Genomic DNA, 18,570 nt, shown 5'->3' with positions numbered 1-18,570 from the left:
AATACTTTATATGGTTTATACCTATTGTGTTGCAACGATTATAAGACCATAAGAAAAGCGGAAAGTTTAATCACAACTTTCCGCTTTAACATAAAAAAGGAATTAAAACCTTATTGCACTGACATTATCCTAATGGATTTTCATTTTCATCTCCACCAGTTCCTCCCGTTTCCGTTCCGTCTCCCGTGCCAGATGTGCTACCGGCAGAGCCCACGTTGTCTTTTCCAAGCACCAGTTTCTCTACGGTGGCTTTAGTCAACATATTCTTGAAATAGCTTCCCGGATAAAAGATGATTTTCCGGCGATACACCGTGTTGGCATCCACTGTTTCTGCTCCCGTCTGGCTTTTTGCATTCAATCCGGGACGGAAACAACCGAAGTCTCCCAACTGCACGGAGTACCCCTTATCCAAATCCATATTCAGTGTATCAATCAGCCCGTCAATCACCATTTTCACAACACCACGCGGCGCCATGCTCACCTTCTGCACTTCCTCGCACAACTTATCAAATTTAACCAATCCCAATACCTTTGTCTGCGCTACGTACTTTTCTGTCTTTGTCTCGTCAAAACCGAATACTTTCTTCTTTACTTCATACTTAATTGCCATAATGCTTTTAGTTTTAAATGTTACTAATGTATATATAAACCTTCTATCTTATTCTACTAAAACAAGAAGCATTTACCGTGAGGCCTCAACAGTCAAGCTTTCTGTTTTCTCAAATTCGATACCGCAAAGTTAGGGTGAGAAACAAGCGAAAGCAAGAAAACGGCATCTACAGCCAAAAGTCTTAAAACATTAATAAACAGAAAGATAGAAAAAGGCCATCTCTACAAGTGAAGAAAAAACTGAAAGGAAGAAAATACAAAAGAAAGCAGAATATGCCTGTAATCTCTACAGGCGGAGAGACTAAACGACTGATAATGAGAGATAGCGTCAGAAGCAATCTCTACAAGCAAACTTATCACTCTCTCTTGGGCAGTTTTTACCCGATTTTACTTTTTCTTGGCATACACCACACTCTTTCCCTCACCGTGCCTCATCAGCACACCATCTTCAATGAGCCGGTTCAAGTCGTTGACAGCCTGCCGCACGCTACGTCCGGTCAGACGGCTATATTGGGCACGATTGATGCAAGGGTATTGTTCAAGATAAGTTTCGAGCAGTTGGAAACGCTGTTCCTGGGACAAGGCACTTTGCGATTCATCTTTTTTGGACTGAGGTCGGCGTTCCAATTGCATTTTCTTGTCGAGTGCCCGATAAAAAGCTTTTCCCAAGCGGAAGTTCAAGCCTCGGAGACTGACGGAAGCCGCACGCAGCTCTTTCTTGTCCATCACCTCCCGACGGCAGCTCAAAGAGGGAGTAAAATAGCCAAGCTCTCCCAGTTCCACTGTCCAGCCATCGGCAAGGCAGTCGCGCAGCTCGTCCATAAAGGCTGCCATAGCGCCCTCAAGCATACTACGGCTGATGCCGGTAAAAAGGTGCACACGATCCAGAAACTCTTTCTGTTCAATGGTTCCTTTGGGGATAAAACGGGCGTAAAGAGGTTGCTGTTCACCGGTTTGGCGAACATCAGGTTTTTCAAAAAGGTCGTAATATGCACTCATCTGCTTCTGTTCTTTTTTTCGACGCTCCGCAAGATTAGTGTGAAGTGCCGGGATTAAACTGTTATATCGCTTTATTTAGCCATCTTCCTTGCGATAATTAAGGAAGAGGATGCCTAAAGTCAATTCTTTCCACCACGGTGTTCTTTGCTTTCCACCGTGGTGCTCTTTGCTTTCCACCGTGGCGTTCTTTGCTTTCCACCATGGTGGAAAGAATTAGTCTTAGGCTGCGAAGATACTAATCTTAGGCACGGAAAACAATAAAAGTACCTGAAAAGAATACTAATCCCTGACAGAAAAAAAATCCTGAGAAGTTGTCTATATAAGATTTCGTCACAGCGCCTTCCAGAATCTCTGGAAATCTCGGTAGCGTCCGTAGCACACCAACCTGTCGCCACTCTGTATCTGCTCATTGTCCGCAAATTCATTGACAACGTTGTGCTCCGTGAAGGATATGCCCAGACTGTTCGTCAAGGTTCCGGCACGCTTTAAGGCAAGCATTTTCAGCCCGAACTCCTTATCCAAGTTCAACTCGTTCACACAGTAGCCCACCAACTTTTCCGGAACGGTAAACTTGACGACATAATAATCCGGATCGACCCGGAATGTCTCCATATCAGCGCCAAACTCCAGTAAGCGAACCAGACCGTGTGCGGCATCTTCTTCCGGAGTAAGAATGCGCTCCAGCCCGAAAGCTTGAAGTACGGAACAGTGAACGGCGTCGATGGCACGGGCATAGATGCGTTTCACCTTTCTCTGTTTCAGCAGAGCCGCAACCCGAATAGATGCGCCGAAATTCTCTCCAATGGCTACAATCACCACATCCACAGTGTTCAGGGGCAGAACAGACAAAGCCTGCTCGTCCGTGGCATCGATGACAAAAGCCGTGGCGATCTTGTCTTTCAGGCTATCTACACGGCCGGAACTGATATCAGCCCCTATCACTTCGTGCCCCAAAGCAGAAAGTTCTTCGGCAAGCACGTGTCCGTAATTTCCCAAACCGATAATAATATACTTCATAATATACTGATGTTTCTTAATTTATAATGATCTGACCGCTTGGATATTGATATTTCGTATGCTTCTTCTGCCTGATGATGCCGAGCATCAGAGTAATCAGCCCCACACGGCCGATAAACATCAATGCGGCAAGCAGCAGCTTGCTGTCACCGCCCAACGTCGGGGTAAAATTGAGGCTTGAGCCTACCGTGCTCAACGCCGATACACACTCGAAGGTGATTGCCGTCAGTGAGGCCCCGGGCTCCAAAATGCTGATGACAAACACGGACAGGAACAAGATTCCGAACGACATCACCACCGTGGCATTGGAACGGCGGATGGAATCGTGCGACAGTTCACGGCCGAACGCTTCCACCCTCTCCGTACCCCGCAACACGGCCACCAGATTAAGCACCACCACCGCAAAAGCATTGACCTTGATACCACCTGCCGTAGATTGGGAGCCGCCGCCCACCCACATCAGGAAAAGATAAATCAATAGCGTCTGCACACCTAAGCCCGTCAGGTCCACACTGGAGAAACCGGCCGTACGGGGACATGCCGCATTGAAAAAAGCCTGTGTCCACTTATCCGCAACCGACATTCCGGCAAAGACGCCATTCCACTCGATAGCCGCAATGCCCACAGTGCCCCCAAGCAGAAGCATAAATGTAACGATCAGCACAATCTTCGTGTTGAGGTTGTACAGATGGGAAAAACGGTTTCTATCCCAATGCCATGTGCGCAGAAAGCCCCACAGGCGGCGCAAATGATAAAGTACGATATCCTTGAAGTTGACCAAGATGGGAAAGCCTATACCTCCTAAGATAATCAGCAGGGAAATATAGATATAGAAAGGATTGTGCCCTGCCATCACCAACGGATTTCCCAGATTTCCCGGCAATGTGGAAAATCCGGCGTTGCAGAATGCAGAAATGGAATGGAAAGCGGAAAAAGCCAGTTCTTCCTGAATATTCATGCCCATTGTTCCGTGGATATCTCCCCAGATAGCCAGTGTCCCCGCCCCTTCAATCGCCAGCGTGAAAGCCAAGATATATACCAAAGTGGAAAGCAATGAATTCAGCGAATTGGAACTGACCATATCACGCACCACCAACTGATTGTACAACGATGTATTGCCCATAAAGAACATCGCAAAGAAACTTGTAAGCGTCATTACGCCCAGCCCCCCGATCTGAATCAGCAGGATGATTACCGCGAAGCCGGTCGGAGTAAAAGTGGAAGCCACGTCCACAGAGGTCAGTCCCGTGACACATACCGCGCTCGTAGATATAAACAGTGAATCAATCCACGAAATGCCCGCCACCGTGCAGCGCGGAAGCATCAGCAGTCCCGTACCCACAAGAATGATTATCAAGAAACTGACAGCTAAAATAAGTGAAGGATTTGTCCGCCTTCCCAACAAGCGGACCATTCCGTTGGAAAGGCTCAGAAAAGAAAAGATCAGCAACAAGACAAGATGATAAGGCTTGCCATGCAAAAACTCCCAAAACTGCAGGACGGCCCCCTCTTGTTCCGGACGATGGAAAACAACCGGAACAAGAGTGAGATACAGCAAGGCGGTCAGTATCCATGCCACCCTGCCGAAAGTACGCCGGGTATCTTTGTACCGCAACAAGATACGCAGAGTGACAGCCGCCAGAAAAACAATCCATACTCCATGATACAGACGTTGAAGCTGACGGGCTTCGGCCGCCGATACTGTGAAGCCATGCTCATAAACCACTCCTGCAATCAGTAGGATGGATGCCAAATAGGTGATGAAAGCCATTACCCCTCCTGCCATCCGTACATAAGGATCAATCCATTTATTTTGATACAAAAGGAATTTATGGTAGATTTTCATAAATACATCAATTAACAAGACGCGGCAAACTTAGCTAAAGTTGCTTTTATATACAAAAAACAACTGCAAAAAGAAATTGGTTTAAAAATTATGGCTACATTTGAACCTCAAATCATTATTTTTTTTAACCACTATGAGCAACAAGACAAAAAGATTTATTCTCCCGGAAGATGAAATTCCACGTTATTGGTATAACATACAGGCCGATATGGTGAACAAACCCATGCCACCGCTTCACCCCGGCACTAAACAACCCCTGAAAGCCGAAGATTTATATCCTATCTTTGCCGAAGAACTCTGCCGCCAGGAATTGAACCAGACAGATGCCTGGATTGAAATTCCCGAAGAAGTGCGCGACATGTACAAATATTACCGCAGCACTCCTCTGGTGCGTGCCTATGGGCTGGAAAAAGCACTCGGCACTCCGGCACATATCTACTTCAAGAACGAGAGCGTCAGCCCTATGGGGTCACACAAGCTCAATTCGGCCATACCGCAGGCATATTACTGCAAGAAGGAGGGAGTTACCAACGTCACCACCGAAACCGGAGCCGGACAATGGGGTGCTTCTTTGGCCTATGCCGCACGCCTTTTCGGACTGGAAGCCGCCGTTTATCAGGTGAAAATCAGTTATGAACAGAAGCCCTACCGACGCAGTGTGATGCAGACGTTCGGTGCACAGGTCACTCCTTCACCCTCCATGTCCACCCGTGCCGGAAAAGACATCCTGACCGCGCACCCCAATCATCAGGGTTCATTGGGCACAGCCATATCCGAGGCTATCGAACTGGCACAAAACACTCCTAACTGCAAATATACCCTCGGCTCCGTGCTGAGCCATGTGACGTTGCATCAAACCGTTATCGGGCTTGAAGCTGAAAAGCAAATGGCCATGGCAGGCGAGTATCCGGATGTGGTGATAGCATGCTTCGGCGGCGGCTCCAACTTCGGCGGTATTTCTTTCCCCTTCATGCGCCATAAAATCCTTGAAGGGAAAAAGACACGCTTTGTTGCCGCCGAACCTGCCTCGTGCCCGAAACTGACGCGCGGCAAATTCCAGTACGATTTCGGTGATGAAGCCGGATATACGCCATTGCTGCCCATGTTTACATTGGGACACAATTTTGCGCCGGCCAATATACACGCCGGTGGTCTGCGCTATCATGGCGCAGGTGTCATTGTCTCGCAATTGCTGAAAGACGGCCTGATGGAAGCTGTGGACATCAAGCAACTGGAATCATTCGACGCAGGAGTTCTGTTTGCACAGGCAGAAGGCATCATCCCAGCGCCCGAATCGTGCCATGCCATTGCGGCGGCTGTGCGCGAGGCAAACGCATGCAAAGAAACCGGTGAGGAAAAGGTAATCTTGTTCAACCTATCCGGACACGGGCTTATCGATATGGCATCGTATGACAAGTATCTATCCGGCGACTTGGTGAACTATGAATTGACCGACAAGGACATTCAGGAAAATCTGGATGAAATCGGGAATCTGGCCTGAAGCCCCCTATAATAAGACAACTCCCGTCTGCTTGTGCCGTATGGCAATAAGCGGGCGGGAGTCGTTCTATAATCCTAAGACAATTGATTACCAGAATCTGTTTTTCGCAGGGTTATATTCAAACCCCACCATTTTCAACTTCTGCAAAATGTCCTCTTTTTCAACATTCATATCCTCGCAGAGAGCATCCAACGAAGGATAAAAATCACGTAGTTTCATATTGATGAAACTGTAAAGCATTACCGCATCTTCAGGCAATTTCATAGTTACAATCATTTAGTTAAAACTAATACCGGCGGCAAAAGTACGAAAATACTCCCACATATTCAATTGATATAAATCAATTCCCATGATAAAGCCCGGCGCAAACGTTGACGGAAGGGCTTATTCTTCAGTCTTTTCTATCTTTAGCGCTACTTTTTCTATGATTTTGCCCAACTCGTCTTCCAAAGGAATCACGTTGAAGTCTCCCCAGAATTTCTCATCGTATTTGAAATCCGTATCGGCAAAGACAGTACGCGTAGGCAATCTTTCCGCACGGGGAAAACGGGTGACATCCTTATCGTCAATGCGGCAAGTCACCATCTCAAACCAAGTATGCACGATAGGATTGCCGAGTGACAGAAGCTTTCTTTTCATCTTCAGATACAAGTCTCCCCGGATATGATGCATGTAATAAGTCCCGTTCCAAGGTTTATAAGAGACAGTATATACAATCTTCTGTGTAGTCAGCCTTATCTTCTGCGCCTGGCGTATCACAAAGAAACGGGTTGCTTTTTTCACATACCGGGGATTGACTTCAAAACGTGCCTGCAACAGTGCATTGTTCTCGGAATCAATGTACAATTCACCGCAAAACAATGGTTCATTCACTCCTTTTTTCTGCTCGAAATAAACCACATTGGCAGTCCGGCTGTCTATCGACACAATATCACCGGAGGTATATGTATAAAGCTCTCCACTCAAGTCAAGCAAAAGAAAGTCGGGAACATTCTTTACTATGTCCAATTGCAGGCAAGCCTCGACACCCGACCGTATTTTGGTTACCAGACTGTCCGCCCTGTCGCGTTTATCAATCCTGCTCATTTTGAGAAGTTTCACCTGATCATTGGCGTCAGGTTTCATTACAGAAGATTTATAGACTTTAAAAACAGCCTCGGTCAGACTTTGAAACTTATTTTTCAACTGTACTCCCTCCCTATAAAAAGTGGTCAGGTAAACAGGTGCGGAAGAATAGTTTCTGTTTCTGTGCTCCATCATCTCACGCAGTAATTTCTTAGGCTCCACCAACCTGATCAGTACCTCTTGCAGAGGAATGACTTTAGGCTCAAGGCTCAAGATGTTGTTACGGCCTGCCAGTGCGGGCGCTCCAATGCTTTGTCCTACATAACCCAGATGAGAAAAAGAAAGTATGCTGTTTCTTAAAGAGTCGGGCAGATGAAGCCGGAACTCCCCGTTCTGATTGGTGATGTTGCCAAGCGATGTTCCCTGCACCAGAACCGATGCATTGGTCACAGGCTCTCCCGTTTCTTTATCCAGAAGTTTGCCGGTGACCGTGCGATGCGCCTGTATGGCAACTTCCTTGGAAGCATCTCCCACAGAGACTTCCGCTACAGTCGGTGCAATCAGTATATGCTTTCCCAGAACCTTCAGTTCCAAATGCCTGTTGCCCGTTATTTCATAAATAGCCTGCCTCACCGTACAGTCTTTCTTCCTGATCTTTACAATGGAATCGTTGCTGATGACCCTGCTGTCGTAAATGAAAAGACAGCCGGATTGCTCCGATATTTTACCCAGCAAGGCATAAACCGTCCCCTTGGCATGAGGCAACCGGATTATACGTTCCAGTATATCTTCCCCGTCCGCCCTCGCTATGACAGTGGTAAGGAGAAGAAGAAAAAAAAGTAATGTCCTTATATCGGCTTTATTCATCATCTGCAGGAGAATATAGGTTTATTAATGCGTAGGAGCAGGCTCCAGTATCAACCGGTTTCCCCGACGGACACAGTTCAGGCCGTAAGTCCAGCAAATCAGTTCTGCCACAGACTCCGGTGAGTAATCGGAAAACTCAACGGTCAGCCGCTTCTTGTTCAGGACAGCAGAGTTTGTCACAACCTGCGTGCCAGCCGATTCCCGATTCACTGCACGCAGCACGTTTTCAAGAAGTTCGTCTTTGAAGCGTATATTCTTTGTATAGCGATCAAAATAACCGGAGGACACCGTTTCTCCCCGGTGAAGTTCTCCATCCTGCAAAAAGATGGTTTCACCTGCTCTTGCCAGCAAAGTATGCCCGTCCTGCCTCAACATAACCTTTACCATCCCCCTTTGCACAGACAGGCTGAAAGATGTGCTTTCATTGCTCCTCACATCGAAGGCGGTTCCCAACACTTCTACACGTACTTTCCCGGTTTCGATCAGAAAGGACTGCTCTTTTTGGGGAGCAATATCAAAGAAGGCCTCCCCCTGCAAGTTTACTTCTCGCTTATCCGCAGCAAAATGTTCAGGATAAAGCAAAGTGCTTCTTTGTGCCAAATAAACGATGGAGCCGTCTTCAAGCGTCTTTACCAAGGTGGCTTTCTCGCTGTTTTGCTGCATTATCAGATTTCGGGCATTCTTTTGCGGCGAGGGTGTCATCCACAATGCGGCACAATAAATCATTCCCAAGAAGACCGCCGCTACCGCCCCCCACTTCAGAAGCAACTTACCATGCACGATGCCGCCGTTTTCTGTCCGTGGCAACAGATGTTCTTCTTCAAGCCGGGCATGGAGACGGCTCCACGCTTCATCGGTTTTTATAGTATTCTTTTTCTGTTCCATATTATTTTGTACGGATATAATTATCTATTTCACCACGCAAGGTCCGTAGTACCTTTGTCATTTCAGCTTCCACTGTCTTGACGGACAGAGAAAGCGACCGTGCTATTTCCGCATATTTCAGTCCCTGCATACGGTGCATGTTGAATATCAGTCTCCTGCGGGCAGGCAATCGACCAAGTGCACGACTTATCAACGCATGAAGCTCTTTATATTCCATTTGCCGTTGGGGATCGGATGAGAATTCATCCCCATCCGGAGACATGAGGGAAGAGCCGTAACGTTCCTTGACTTCACGATGCTCGCAATACTGCACTGCTTCGTTTCGAACGGCCCTGTATAAATAGCTTTTGAGCGACCGGAAAACCTGTATCTTTTCCCTGTCTTTCCACAAGACATAGAACAGTTGTTCAACAATCTCCTCGGCCGCCTCCGCCTCACCCGTAATGCCTGTCGCATACCAGCAGAGAGGGGAATAATAACGGCGGAAGATTCCCTCAAACGCCTTTATGTCACCCTCTTTTATCCTTGCAAGTATGATGAGTTCGTTCAGCATGCCATATCTGTTTTTAGTAGCTTTCAAATATACGGAAAACTATTTGATAGTCAACGTGCTTGTTTCTTCAATTTATCTACGGCATGCTCCAAGGATTCCGTCGGTTCTATGATATTATAGTTTTCCCAAAAGTCCTCGTTCCAATACTCATCCACGAGGTCGTAAAATATCTGTCCGGACTTGAATGTATTCTTACCCGAAATGCCCGTCAGTGGATGTTCTGTCCTGTCTGTCACCACCATTTCCGAAAAAGCGGTATAGCCTGAGGAAAAGAGCCGCTTCTTCCAGTCACACTTGAAGCGGATAACATTTCGGATGTAGTTGAGGTAGGTCTTTGCACCTTGCTGGTGGTAGGTCACCAGATAGCTGACCTCCTGCGGTCGAAATCTCAGTCCGACCGGTTTCTTGTGGAGGATGGCCTCCACCGCTTTCACTCGGTTGGCCATATCCAGCCCAAACTCAGCGCGGGTGAAGAAAAGACGTTCGCGGTCTATGTAGAGTTTTCCAATAAACAGGGCGTACATCAGGCTGACGCGCGGACGGAAACTGACGACATATTGCATACGGTTGTCCAGATTGACAGGCTCTTCCATCCGGAAGTCGTAATAGTTGAGGTTATCCGCACTGAGCAGCGCGTCACCGTTCTTCACGATGTCAAGATAGAGGGAAAGATTGGGTCCTCCTACCACTTTCACTGACAACGTATCATTCTGCCTTTGGCTCATCAACCGACGTCCTTTAAGGAGTTGCACACGGTCACGGCCGCTGTCCCTATCGCGGTATGCAGTCTTGTAAACATCCATCACGGCCTCGGACACGCTGATGTAGCGACGGCGTTTCTGCACAGTTTCCCGATAGAAAGCAGTCAGCATATTGTCGGTTGCAGAATAGTTGTCCGGTATTTTCCGGATAGCTTCCTCCACAATGGCGCGAGGATTACCGAAAACCACTATTTCACTCAGGAGATTTGGGGCAGGTATCATCCAAACAGTCAGTTCGTCGAGCTTTTCGAGTTCTTGGAGCGAGAGACGTGTGTTGAGAAATCCGATATGCGAGAATTCCACTCCCCGGAAAGCGGCGGTAGTGGTTACTTTCAGAGAGAATGTGCCATCGGCATTGGTCACAGTACCGATGTTAGTGCCGACGATGGAAACGTTGACGTTCTCCAGCCTCTTGCGGCTATCCTTGTTCTTCACTACACCGGTAATGATGAGATCGGTCACGGCGGCATCCTGTGCCGACAGTGGGGCGATGCCTGCAAAGAGGAAAACGGCCAGGCATACAAGTGCAAATCTTGTCAAGCTTTTCATAAGGCATGTTCTTTTTTAAGGGGTTCTATTAATAAGAGCACCCGGAAAGGAAATACCCTACGGATTTCATGTTTTTTTTTGGCACAACTTCAACAAATTCCTGTCAAAACACCCCATCCATCCCCACTCGGCAGATTCGGGCTGCAACAGGCGTTTGCGAATTCTGTAAGTGGCATAATGCCCCATCAGTCCAAGCAACGAATTGACTCGTTGCCGTTTCTGCTTAGGACAGGACGCCATTCGTCGCGTTTCCTGCAAATGTACTCCTACACGCTTCAATGTAGAGTTGCGGAGGTAGATACGATGGTGTTTCGCGTCACGGCGCGGCACACGGTGTTCGTGTTCAGTCGGTTGGTCACTACGGGCGAGGCGTACCATTTGCCCGGTTCATTCTTCTTCTGAAGGTTTTTTCTTTTTACAAATTTAAATTTAGCCATGTGGTCTTAAATTTAGGGTTAATACTATGTTTTTGTTCGCTATACCCCCGTCAGAACTACTTTTAGGAGGGGTGAAAAATGGAAGCGCAAGGAGTCAAAAATGGAAGCGCAAGGAGTTGAAAATGGAAGCGCAAGGAGTTTGAACTGCATGCGCATGTATTTTTAGCTCCTTGCGCTTCTGTTTTTCAGGGCTGCCCGATGCGGCGAAAATTGTTTACTTCCGCCGCGGGCGGGGCTGCTGCCTTTCTGTTCATCAGGTTTTTTGCGTTGCTTTGCTTCTGCTTTCTGCTCATCGGGCTTGCTACACTGTTTCGCTTCTGTCTGCTGCCTTTCTGCTCATCGGGCTTGCGGGCGGGGCAGGCATCTGCCGGGGCTTCGCTTTATTCTGAGACGGAGCACACCCCAAAGCCGTGGTAACGACCGTAGTTGTACCAGATGGCGTTGCCCGTGTAGAAGTTCAAGTAGTACGCGAAGTCCGCACCGTCGGCCGTACCACTCCAGTAGTCGTCGTTACTGCCACGGTGGTACGCAGTAGCCCCGTTGCGATAGCCCGCAGCGGGAAACGAGAGCGTGTTGGAGATAGTATTGCCCGTACTGCCGGCATTGCTGATGGTGTAGGTGTAGCGGCGGCCTGTGTACGTTTCACCTGTCTTCCAGTCAATACCGTCAGGAGACAGAGAAGAAAAATCGCCATCGGCAAATGCCGCTATTTCGGTAGCTTGACTGTCACCGCCTGTGGGAAGCCGCCAACTGCCGCCAAGCTGCTTGCGGGCGATGTCGTAAGCGGCATTGCCGCAGATACTTGTACCGTTGGTAGTGGTGAGGGTGGGAGCGTAATTACTGCTGGATGTACTTGTTATCAAGCCCGTAACGTCAGCCCATCCGAACATGTTCCACTGCGTGCCTTGGGCGCAGGCCTGATAGCCGTCGGCAGCGCTTTCGCTGATACCGATGGGGGTATTATAGGGGCTTGTGGCGGATGCTTGCGCCAGGGTCTCCTCCGGCGTGGCTATATGGAAAGCGGTGGTGGTGGCGCCACTGTTGGCGGTATTGGTCTTGGTGGCGATGAGGTTGCCCGTGGCCCAATAGAGGGGCGTGGCATCGGGGGCTGTGCTTCCGCCCTTGTTGATGCCCATGTAGAGGGCCACTATCCAGTCGTTCTCATACGGATTGCCGCCTGCGGTGGGCGTGGCTTTCAGCGTGCTGCCCGCGTCCTTGTCGGGCAAGGTCAGGGTGTGGCTGCTTATCTCCTCCGCCGTCAGCGTGTGGAAGAACTTCACCACGCCGGGGATGCACACCCAGATGGGTTTGTCTGCGTAGGGCGTGAGGTCGGTTGTTATGGTAGCTTTGCCATCGGCAATGGTGGTGCTGCAGAGGGTCACCTGCTCGGCGGAGTTCGCCTCGCTGAAAGCGCCGAGTTGCAGGGGAAGGCCGTTGTAATTGTAACCGGCGGCTGTGCCGAGGGTGGTGCGGATGGTGACTGGTGGCGCTTGCCATTCGGCGGTGGAGGCGGTTCCGTCTATCGCGGCGGTGTATCGCAGGCCTGCGGCGTAGGTCTTCCCGTCGGTGGCGGTCATTTCTGCCTTATAGTTCATGTCGCCCGTCAGTGTCACGGTGAACTTGCCGCCCGCTTTCAGCGTCATGTCACCGGGGAGGAAGGCAAGGTAGGCGGTGAGGTCGCTCTTCGTGCCATCGAAGGTCACGGCGTTGTCGGCATCCGTGGCGAAGTTCAACGTCATCGTCCGGTCTCCGGCTGTGGTTTCTGCCGTCCATGTCAGGCTTTTCAGCGTGCCCACTGCGGCGGGGATGCCGCCGAGGGAGAACTTCATGATGCTGCTCTGCATCTGTAGCTCGATGTTGCCGAGGTCGGTCACTCCGGTGGCTTGCAGCAGGATGTTGCCGCGCAGGTGGGCGGTGCTGTTGTCACCCTCCTGCACCTGTGTGCCGAGGGCGAGGGTGGCTGCGCCGGTGGTGGCATCTATGCTCACCGTGGCGGGGTAATAGACGTTGAAGGTGGTGGCATCCGTTATCTCCGTGCCCGTGAAGGGGGCTTTGACCTTGCCCGCATCTTCGGCGGCTATGGTGTAGTCCTCGCTGCCTTTGTAGGCATCGGCTTCGCCAAAGCCTGCTACTTTCAGTTGGTCTCCGGCCTGCCAGGTCAGTGCGCCGTTGTCAGCAGAGCCTGCTTTGTCGTCATCGTATGCCACGCGGGTGCTTGTGCCTGCGGCAGTGCCCACGGTGATAGTCACCTGCTTGCCGGTTCCGGCGTTGCTGCCGTTGGCGGTTCCGTCCGTCAGTGCGTCGTCGGCGGCACAGCCTGCGGCGAGTGCCACCAATGCGCTCGCGAGGAGCGCGTTCATCAGTTTCGGTGTTTTCATCATTGCTCAATGGTTAGGATGTCGTTAATCAGGTCTTCAATCTCACTGCTGCCGGCGCTGTTGTAGCTGCGGGTAGAACCGCCGCGATAAGTACCGGACACTGCGTTTCCACCATCGCCCACTCCGGGCAGGATGCCGCTTGCAGCAATCACACCTTCATTCTCTACTTGTATCACTTCAATCAGAGGGGATACGTACTGTTCTTTTTCATACTCTTTACTTAATTAATTGGTAAATATTTTAGATATACAATATCCGATAAGACATTACTTAACGAGTAACGGCAAATTATTATTAGGTGCAAGCAGAAAAGGAGTTTTCCGGCTGCATCTTTTCAAGGTAGAAAGAGCTTTTCTAAAGAATAAGGCACAATAAGGATGCACTCCGCTTATGGGTAAAAAAGTGGGGATGGCATTTCTTATACCTGCAGGATAAGAGATTAAGAATAATTATATGCTTTTGTTAATCTATGTGTTGTTTTTATTTAGTCAACATGAAATTAGTTCTTGTTTTTATTAAGTATTATTTGCTTTTCTATCCGAGAAGCCATAAATTTGCACATTCAATTAGCCGTTACTCGTTAAGTAATGTCAGCCTAAAAACGTACCGTATAGCATGTTGTATTCCTGTTTCTTCCACTTTTTGCACTTTCTCACAAAAGAGATCACCTGTTTGTTTACTTTATCTATCACTTCCCGATCGAAAGGTTTCAGGTAGGCCATCGTTACTTGGATGGACGAATGCCCTAAAGATTCACTGATAAGCCCGACAGATACTCCCATATGATAAGCAGTCGTAGCCCATGTATGACGGGCGGTGTACGAACTGACCTTCACACCGGGAAGAAGCAGTCTCATCAATCCGGTCAATTCACGATTGAAACGGAGCAAGGCAACCTGATAGCACCGGTACAGTTCTTCGGCATCGTGCAGCCCGCCGTCAAGTAGTGGAAACAGATAAACGGAATCTGTCTTATCTCGGAACTTCTGTATCAGCCGGAGAGATTCGGGAAGTAAGTCCACTACCATAGGCTTGCCGGTCTTATGGCGTTGATAGACGATGCGCCCGTCCTGCAAGTCCGTTTTTCGCAGATGTGCAAGATCTATGAAAGGCATGCCACGCAACATAAACATCAGCAGAAAATAGGCAAGCGCTCGCTGGTGCTTCGGGGACAGTGAGGAAAAATCTGTAGAAGCCAGCCGACTTATCTGCTGCACGGTCAGCGCACGCTTGGTGGGCGCCTCCACCCTGGTACGGACATCTTTGAAAAGCACCGGATTATAGCCTGAGGCCCCCGGTGGCAGCCAGCGGTGGTACACCGCCTGCAAAACACGCATGTAGGTGGAAATGGTATTGGAACTGCATCGCCGGGAAACCAGCCACGATTCATATTTCTTCAGTGCACCGGAACTGAACACCTCAACCATCGGTAAAGTAGGACTTCCCAACGGTACAGATACATCTGATGCCGGCAATTCCCTGTCGCCCCAAAAACGAATAAAAGAGCACAGAGTACTGAGATAATTGTGGGCCGCCGCGTATTTCTTCTCTTCTTTCAAAGCAGCAATTACATCGGCTACATAGTCGGACAAGTCACTTGACACCACTGATTCCTTTCTATACAATGCTTTATCTTCCATTAAATCACGAATTTAAAATGTGCACAATATCATACATCAATCTACAAACGAACACAAGCACGCAAAGTTCGTAAGAACAAATTTAAAGAATATAAAGAAAAGAACATCTTAACAGGAAGACATAAAAGGAACTTTGATTCAACTGAAATGCCTGGGATTCCTCTGGCTGAGAATAACGTAAATGATGACCGGCGCTCCAATTATAGGTGTGACCGCATTCAGAGGAATAATACCTGCCTCACCGGGCAACACGCAAATCAGGTTGCAAAGCAGTGCCACCGCGCCTCCGCAGAGGATAGTGACGGGTAGCAGTGAATTGTGATTGGCCGTTCCCAAGATCATACGTGCCACATGGGGCACAGCCAGTCCGATGAAAGCCACCGGACCGCAGAAAGCCGTGGTGACGGCGGTAAGCAGCCCCGTTATCACCAACAGCCAGTTGCGCACCCGGCGCAGGTTCACGCCCAAATTCTCCGCATAGCGCTCGCCAAGCAGCAAGGCGTTCAGAGGCTTAATCAAGAGCAGTGAACCGAACAAACCGAAAACCGTGACCAATGCAAATGCAGGCATCTGCCGCAAGGACACTCCCCCGAAATTGCCCATTCCCCAAATCATATAGGACTGCACCCCCTCGGCCGTGGCGAAGAAATTGAGCAATGAGATGGCCGACGAGGCGATGTACCCTATCATAATGCCGGTAATCAGCAACATGACGTTGCTTCTTATCAAGGTGGAAAAGAAAAGAATCAGTGCCATAATCAACATGGCGCCAATGAAAGCCCCAGTCAATACGGAAAAGAAGCCAGGCAAACTGAAAGTGCCCGCCGTGATGCTTCCGCCAAAAAGAAGCATCACAAATGCCACCCCCAAACTGGCTCCGGAATTAATGCCGAGAATGGACGGCCCGGCAAGCGGATTCTTGAACGCGGTCTGCAACATCAGTCCACAGACGGAAAGCGCACCACCGCAAAGCAATGCCGTCAACGCCTGCGGAAGCCTGGATTCCCAAAGAATAAAGCTCCAGCTTGCCTTCTGTCCTTCACTGCCAAGGAGCAGGATGCGGAATACGTCAGCAGGCGGAATGGCAACAGACCCCGCCAACAGATTGGCGATGAAAAGCAGGAGGATAACTGCTCCCAAAGCGATACCGTATTTACAGCCTTTGTTCATTAATTATCAGTTTATAAATGGATATTCGGCAAAGCGGCACTTCGCCAAATCCTCATTCTTCGTTCAGCTTGCAAAAATAGCGCAAACCGCCCAAATCTCCTATTTCGGGATGCAGAATCTGTATCAGGTCCGCCAACAGGTAGTCGGGGCGGAAAGGCGTCTCTTCATAAAACGGTACTTTCGCCGTATTACAGCCGTAAATATTCCGTGTCTTGAATGCCTTGAAACCTGTATAGCCAATATAATCAGCCTGCAAATCGGAATAGGTCATATCACGGTCACGATTGTATTTGATAGTCCACACATCGGCATCGGCAGCCTTATCAAAAACTGTTTCAAACGCCAAAGGGACGGAGCCGCTATGCCTGTCCTCGGCAAAGACATAGCGTCCGCAGGCATCATTGAACAGACCTCCCATAGTGCTACGTCCACCCGGCACATACCATGCCGAACCACTTTTCAGTTCGCTGACTACGGAAAGGGATACGGACGAAAGCGCGGCACGCTTCTTCAGTTGCCCATACCGGCTATCCACCTCGGCAAAGAGGCTGTCGGCCTTCGGGACAACGCCAAACAGCAGCCCATAAAAGCGCATCCATTCGGCACGCCCCAAAGCGGATGTTTCCATGTAATCAGCACACTCTATAATGGGAACGTTCAGTTTTTCAATACGCCCGTAGCCACCACTATTCTCGAACGGAGAAAGCAGAATGGCATCGGGATGCAGGTCAATAATCTTCTCCATATCAGGATTCATGCCATCTCCACAATCGGCAATAGTGCCTTTGGCAACACCATCTTGCACGGCAGGCAGCTTGATGTACTTCAAATCGCAAACTCCGCCTATACTGCCGAAAGCACCAAGTTTATCCATCAATCCGCAATGTACGGACGAGTAGATGACTGATTTGGAAAGTGGAGTACGTACGACAGTACCTTCGGGAAGTTCTTCCGGTAAAGGGGTCTCTTTGGGTACTAATATATAAGTATGCAGAATCTTCAAGGTATCCCAGGGGTTGCGCAGAGTGGCAACGGTATAATCGGGATAAGCCACTAATGTCAGATTCTCGGCATAGCGCAAGGGAATGGTATCTCCTGTTTGGGAAGACGTACTCAAAGTTTGCCTATGAGAACAAGAAATACCTGTCAGCCACAAGGCCAACAGGTATATCAATGGACAAATGAATTTCTTCATCACAAATTATTGTTGCAAGAAACGAACACCGGCAACATAATAGCCAGCTTCCAAAGTCTTCTTTGAAACACCATTTTTATCAAATACATAAACAGATCCGGGAGCACCGGTATAATCGGGAGATGATATATAAATATCTCCATTACTCGGATCAACATTTATTTCTGCGGGATTCTGTATAGCGGATATGTTGACTGAAGATAGAGAAGTCTTCTCGCCAGTGTTCAAATCGTAAGTGAATATTGCTTGCTTGTCGGGTGTATAGTAATCTGCATAGATGCAATACATTTTATTATCATAGTAAGATATGAAACTGGCCTGGCAAATGTTTGTAACCTTATCCGTTGCCGAATCGATACATTGCAATGTTTGCAAAATACGGTTCTCAGCCGGAATATCCGGATTATCGTAAGTGCCACAAGACACAAAGTAAACCTTTCCACCCACAGTCAGTGACTGATTATAAGGATTCAGCAGCACCTCTATATCTTTGCTTTTTGTAAAAGTCACCAAATCGACTACAGCCACCTGACTGCCTTTACCATAATTGGAAATATTAATGTATAGTTTATTATTGGCAGATGTTAATGCCTCCGGATAGGGACCTACCACAACCGAGCCTTCCACAGCCAATGAAAGCGTGTCTAACTTGGACACTGTACCATCGTAAGAAGTAAAATACACCTTTCCACCGGTAGCTGTCATATAACGCGGTTTCATAGGTTGGGCCGATGCAGTAGTCAATGGAATCGTTTTGATAATCCTTCCTTTCAAGTCCAACACTTCCAGCTTGGAAGACGTAGTACATGTCACATACAGCTTCGAACCGTACACACACAAATCCTGAGTATCTCCTATCCCTTTTCCATTGGCAAGCCGATATAAGTCTTCACTCACCGCCCCCGTTTCATAGTCATAAAACTGAATGGAGCCATTATTGGCTCCCCACTTACCATTGTTCACAAAGTAAGCTCCAACACTCTTTACCTCAACCACTGCAGGTTGTTGAGGTTCATTGCTGTCATCACAAGCAGCAAACGTTCCTACCAGCACAGCCAATAGGCAAGCTTCGATTAAACTCTTTTTCATCTTTTCTTA

At 48.7% G+C, this 18,570-nt stretch carries 17 protein-coding genes; 1 reads left to right on the top strand and 16 read right to left on the bottom strand.

The window, feature by feature from the left end; translation table 11 throughout:
- Window positions 1-124 precede the first annotated feature (124 nt).
- The 4 genes from BACHE_RS08835 to BACHE_RS08820 form a co-directional block, all read right to left on the bottom strand.
- Entirely contained in the window at window positions 125-610 is a 486-nt protein-coding gene (locus BACHE_RS08835; protein WP_013547351.1) for an HU family DNA-binding protein, read from the bottom strand.
- 386 nt (window positions 611-996) lie between these two features.
- Entirely contained in the window at window positions 997-1,608 is a 612-nt protein-coding gene (locus BACHE_RS08830) for an HU family DNA-binding protein (protein WP_013547350.1), read from the bottom strand.
- Between the two features lie 330 nt (window positions 1,609-1,938).
- The gene (locus BACHE_RS08825; protein ID WP_013547349.1) at window positions 1,939-2,625 is read right to left on the bottom strand and encodes a potassium channel family protein; all 687 of its coding nucleotides are present in this window, start codon (window positions 2,623-2,625) and stop codon (window positions 1,939-1,941) included.
- 16 nt (window positions 2,626-2,641) lie between these two features.
- A complete protein-coding gene (locus BACHE_RS08820; protein WP_013547348.1) occupies window positions 2,642-4,471 on the bottom strand; it encodes a TrkH family potassium uptake protein in 1,830 nt (609 codons plus the stop codon).
- A 133-nt stretch (window positions 4,472-4,604) separates the two neighbouring features.
- Here BACHE_RS08820 and BACHE_RS08815 point away from each other — a divergent pair, with 133 nt between their 5' ends.
- Window positions 4,605-5,972 (top strand): TrpB-like pyridoxal phosphate-dependent enzyme, encoded by a 1,368-nt coding sequence (locus tag BACHE_RS08815; RefSeq protein WP_013547347.1) that lies wholly within the window; start codon window positions 4,605-4,607, stop codon window positions 5,970-5,972.
- Between the two features lie 87 nt (window positions 5,973-6,059).
- Here the strand turns inward: BACHE_RS08815 and BACHE_RS08810 are convergent, their stop codons facing one another.
- From BACHE_RS08810 to BACHE_RS08750, 12 genes are all read right to left on the bottom strand, one after another.
- Window positions 6,060-6,236, bottom strand: a complete 177-nt coding sequence (locus BACHE_RS08810; protein ID WP_013547346.1) for a DUF4250 domain-containing protein — start codon at window positions 6,234-6,236, stop codon at window positions 6,060-6,062.
- Between the two features lie 120 nt (window positions 6,237-6,356).
- A complete protein-coding gene (locus tag BACHE_RS08805; RefSeq protein ID WP_013547345.1) occupies window positions 6,357-7,904 on the bottom strand; it encodes a carboxypeptidase-like regulatory domain-containing protein in 1,548 nt (515 codons plus the stop codon).
- A gap of 24 nt (window positions 7,905-7,928) precedes the next feature.
- Window positions 7,929-8,789 (bottom strand): FecR family protein, encoded by an 861-nt coding sequence (locus BACHE_RS08800; protein ID WP_013547344.1) that lies wholly within the window; start codon window positions 8,787-8,789, stop codon window positions 7,929-7,931.
- Between the two features lies 1 nt (window position 8,790).
- Complete coding sequence (locus BACHE_RS08795) at window positions 8,791-9,342, bottom strand: RNA polymerase sigma-70 factor (protein ID WP_013547343.1); 552 nt, start codon at window positions 9,340-9,342, stop codon at window positions 8,791-8,793.
- Between the two features lie 50 nt (window positions 9,343-9,392).
- Window positions 9,393-10,652 carry a carboxypeptidase-like regulatory domain-containing protein gene (locus BACHE_RS08790; RefSeq protein ID WP_013547342.1) on the bottom strand — a complete coding sequence of 420 codons (1,260 nt, stop codon included), beginning with the start codon at window positions 10,650-10,652 and terminating at the stop codon, window positions 9,393-9,395.
- 66 nt (window positions 10,653-10,718) lie between these two features.
- On the bottom strand, window positions 10,719-11,030 hold the full coding sequence (locus BACHE_RS17675; RefSeq protein ID WP_013547341.1) for a hypothetical protein: 312 nt from the start codon (window positions 11,028-11,030) through the stop codon (window positions 10,719-10,721).
- Between the two features lie 439 nt (window positions 11,031-11,469).
- Entirely contained in the window at window positions 11,470-13,422 is a 1,953-nt protein-coding gene (locus BACHE_RS16655; protein ID WP_245530867.1) for a hypothetical protein, read from the bottom strand.
- Window positions 13,423-13,466: 44 nt separating this feature from the next.
- Window positions 13,467-13,643 carry a hypothetical protein gene (locus BACHE_RS08770; RefSeq protein ID WP_321074747.1) on the bottom strand — a complete coding sequence of 59 codons (177 nt, stop codon included), beginning with the start codon at window positions 13,641-13,643 and terminating at the stop codon, window positions 13,467-13,469.
- 414 nt (window positions 13,644-14,057) lie between these two features.
- Complete coding sequence (locus BACHE_RS08765) at window positions 14,058-15,107, bottom strand: tyrosine-type recombinase/integrase (RefSeq protein ID WP_013547339.1); 1,050 nt, start codon at window positions 15,105-15,107, stop codon at window positions 14,058-14,060.
- A 138-nt stretch (window positions 15,108-15,245) separates the two neighbouring features.
- Complete coding sequence (locus tag BACHE_RS08760) at window positions 15,246-16,277, bottom strand: iron ABC transporter permease (protein ID WP_013547338.1); 1,032 nt, start codon at window positions 16,275-16,277, stop codon at window positions 15,246-15,248.
- A gap of 52 nt (window positions 16,278-16,329) precedes the next feature.
- Entirely contained in the window at window positions 16,330-17,472 is a 1,143-nt protein-coding gene (locus BACHE_RS08755; protein ID WP_013547337.1) for an ABC transporter substrate-binding protein, read from the bottom strand.
- 6 nt (window positions 17,473-17,478) lie between these two features.
- Complete coding sequence (locus tag BACHE_RS08750; RefSeq protein ID WP_013547336.1) at window positions 17,479-18,561, bottom strand: DUF5074 domain-containing protein; 1,083 nt, start codon at window positions 18,559-18,561, stop codon at window positions 17,479-17,481.
- Between the last annotated feature and the right edge of the window lie 9 nt (window positions 18,562-18,570).

This window comes from Bacteroides helcogenes P 36-108 (assembly GCF_000186225.1).
Classification (GTDB): Bacteria; Bacteroidota; Bacteroidia; order Bacteroidales; family Bacteroidaceae; genus Bacteroides; species Bacteroides helcogenes.
This window is presented reverse-complemented; position numbering and strand designations above follow the sequence as displayed.

What these genes read in the sequence shown, in the direction of transcription:
- BACHE_RS08835 (WP_013547351.1), bottom strand. Translation starts at nt 610, where the DNA reads ATGGCAATTAAGTATGAAGTAAAGAAGAAAGTATTCGGTTTTGACGAG.
- BACHE_RS08830 (WP_013547350.1), bottom strand. Translation starts at nt 1,608, where the DNA reads ATGAGTGCATATTACGACCTTTTTGAAAAACCTGATGTTCGCCAAACC.
- BACHE_RS08825 (WP_013547349.1), bottom strand. Translation starts at nt 2,625, where the DNA reads ATGAAGTATATTATTATCGGTTTGGGAAATTACGGACACGTGCTTGCC.
- BACHE_RS08820 (WP_013547348.1), bottom strand. Translation starts at nt 4,471, where the DNA reads ATGAAAATCTACCATAAATTCCTTTTGTATCAAAATAAATGGATTGAT.
- BACHE_RS08815 (WP_013547347.1), top strand. Translation starts at nt 4,605, where the DNA reads ATGAGCAACAAGACAAAAAGATTTATTCTCCCGGAAGATGAAATTCCA.
- BACHE_RS08810 (WP_013547346.1), bottom strand. Translation starts at nt 6,236, where the DNA reads ATGAAATTGCCTGAAGATGCGGTAATGCTTTACAGTTTCATCAATATG.
- BACHE_RS08805 (WP_013547345.1), bottom strand. Translation starts at nt 7,904, where the DNA reads ATGAATAAAGCCGATATAAGGACATTACTTTTTTTTCTTCTTCTCCTT.
- BACHE_RS08800 (WP_013547344.1), bottom strand. Translation starts at nt 8,789, where the DNA reads ATGGAACAGAAAAAGAATACTATAAAAACCGATGAAGCGTGGAGCCGT.
- BACHE_RS08795 (WP_013547343.1), bottom strand. Translation starts at nt 9,342, where the DNA reads ATGCTGAACGAACTCATCATACTTGCAAGGATAAAAGAGGGTGACATA.
- BACHE_RS08790 (WP_013547342.1), bottom strand. Translation starts at nt 10,652, where the DNA reads ATGAAAAGCTTGACAAGATTTGCACTTGTATGCCTGGCCGTTTTCCTC.
- BACHE_RS17675 (WP_013547341.1), bottom strand. Translation starts at nt 11,030, where the DNA reads ATGGTACGCCTCGCCCGTAGTGACCAACCGACTGAACACGAACACCGT.
- BACHE_RS08765 (WP_013547339.1), bottom strand. Translation starts at nt 15,107, where the DNA reads ATGGAAGATAAAGCATTGTATAGAAAGGAATCAGTGGTGTCAAGTGAC.
- BACHE_RS08760 (WP_013547338.1), bottom strand. Translation starts at nt 16,277, where the DNA reads ATGAACAAAGGCTGTAAATACGGTATCGCTTTGGGAGCAGTTATCCTC.
- BACHE_RS08755 (WP_013547337.1), bottom strand. Translation starts at nt 17,472, where the DNA reads ATGAAGAAATTCATTTGTCCATTGATATACCTGTTGGCCTTGTGGCTG.
- BACHE_RS08750 (WP_013547336.1), bottom strand. Translation starts at nt 18,561, where the DNA reads ATGAAAAAGAGTTTAATCGAAGCTTGCCTATTGGCTGTGCTGGTAGGA.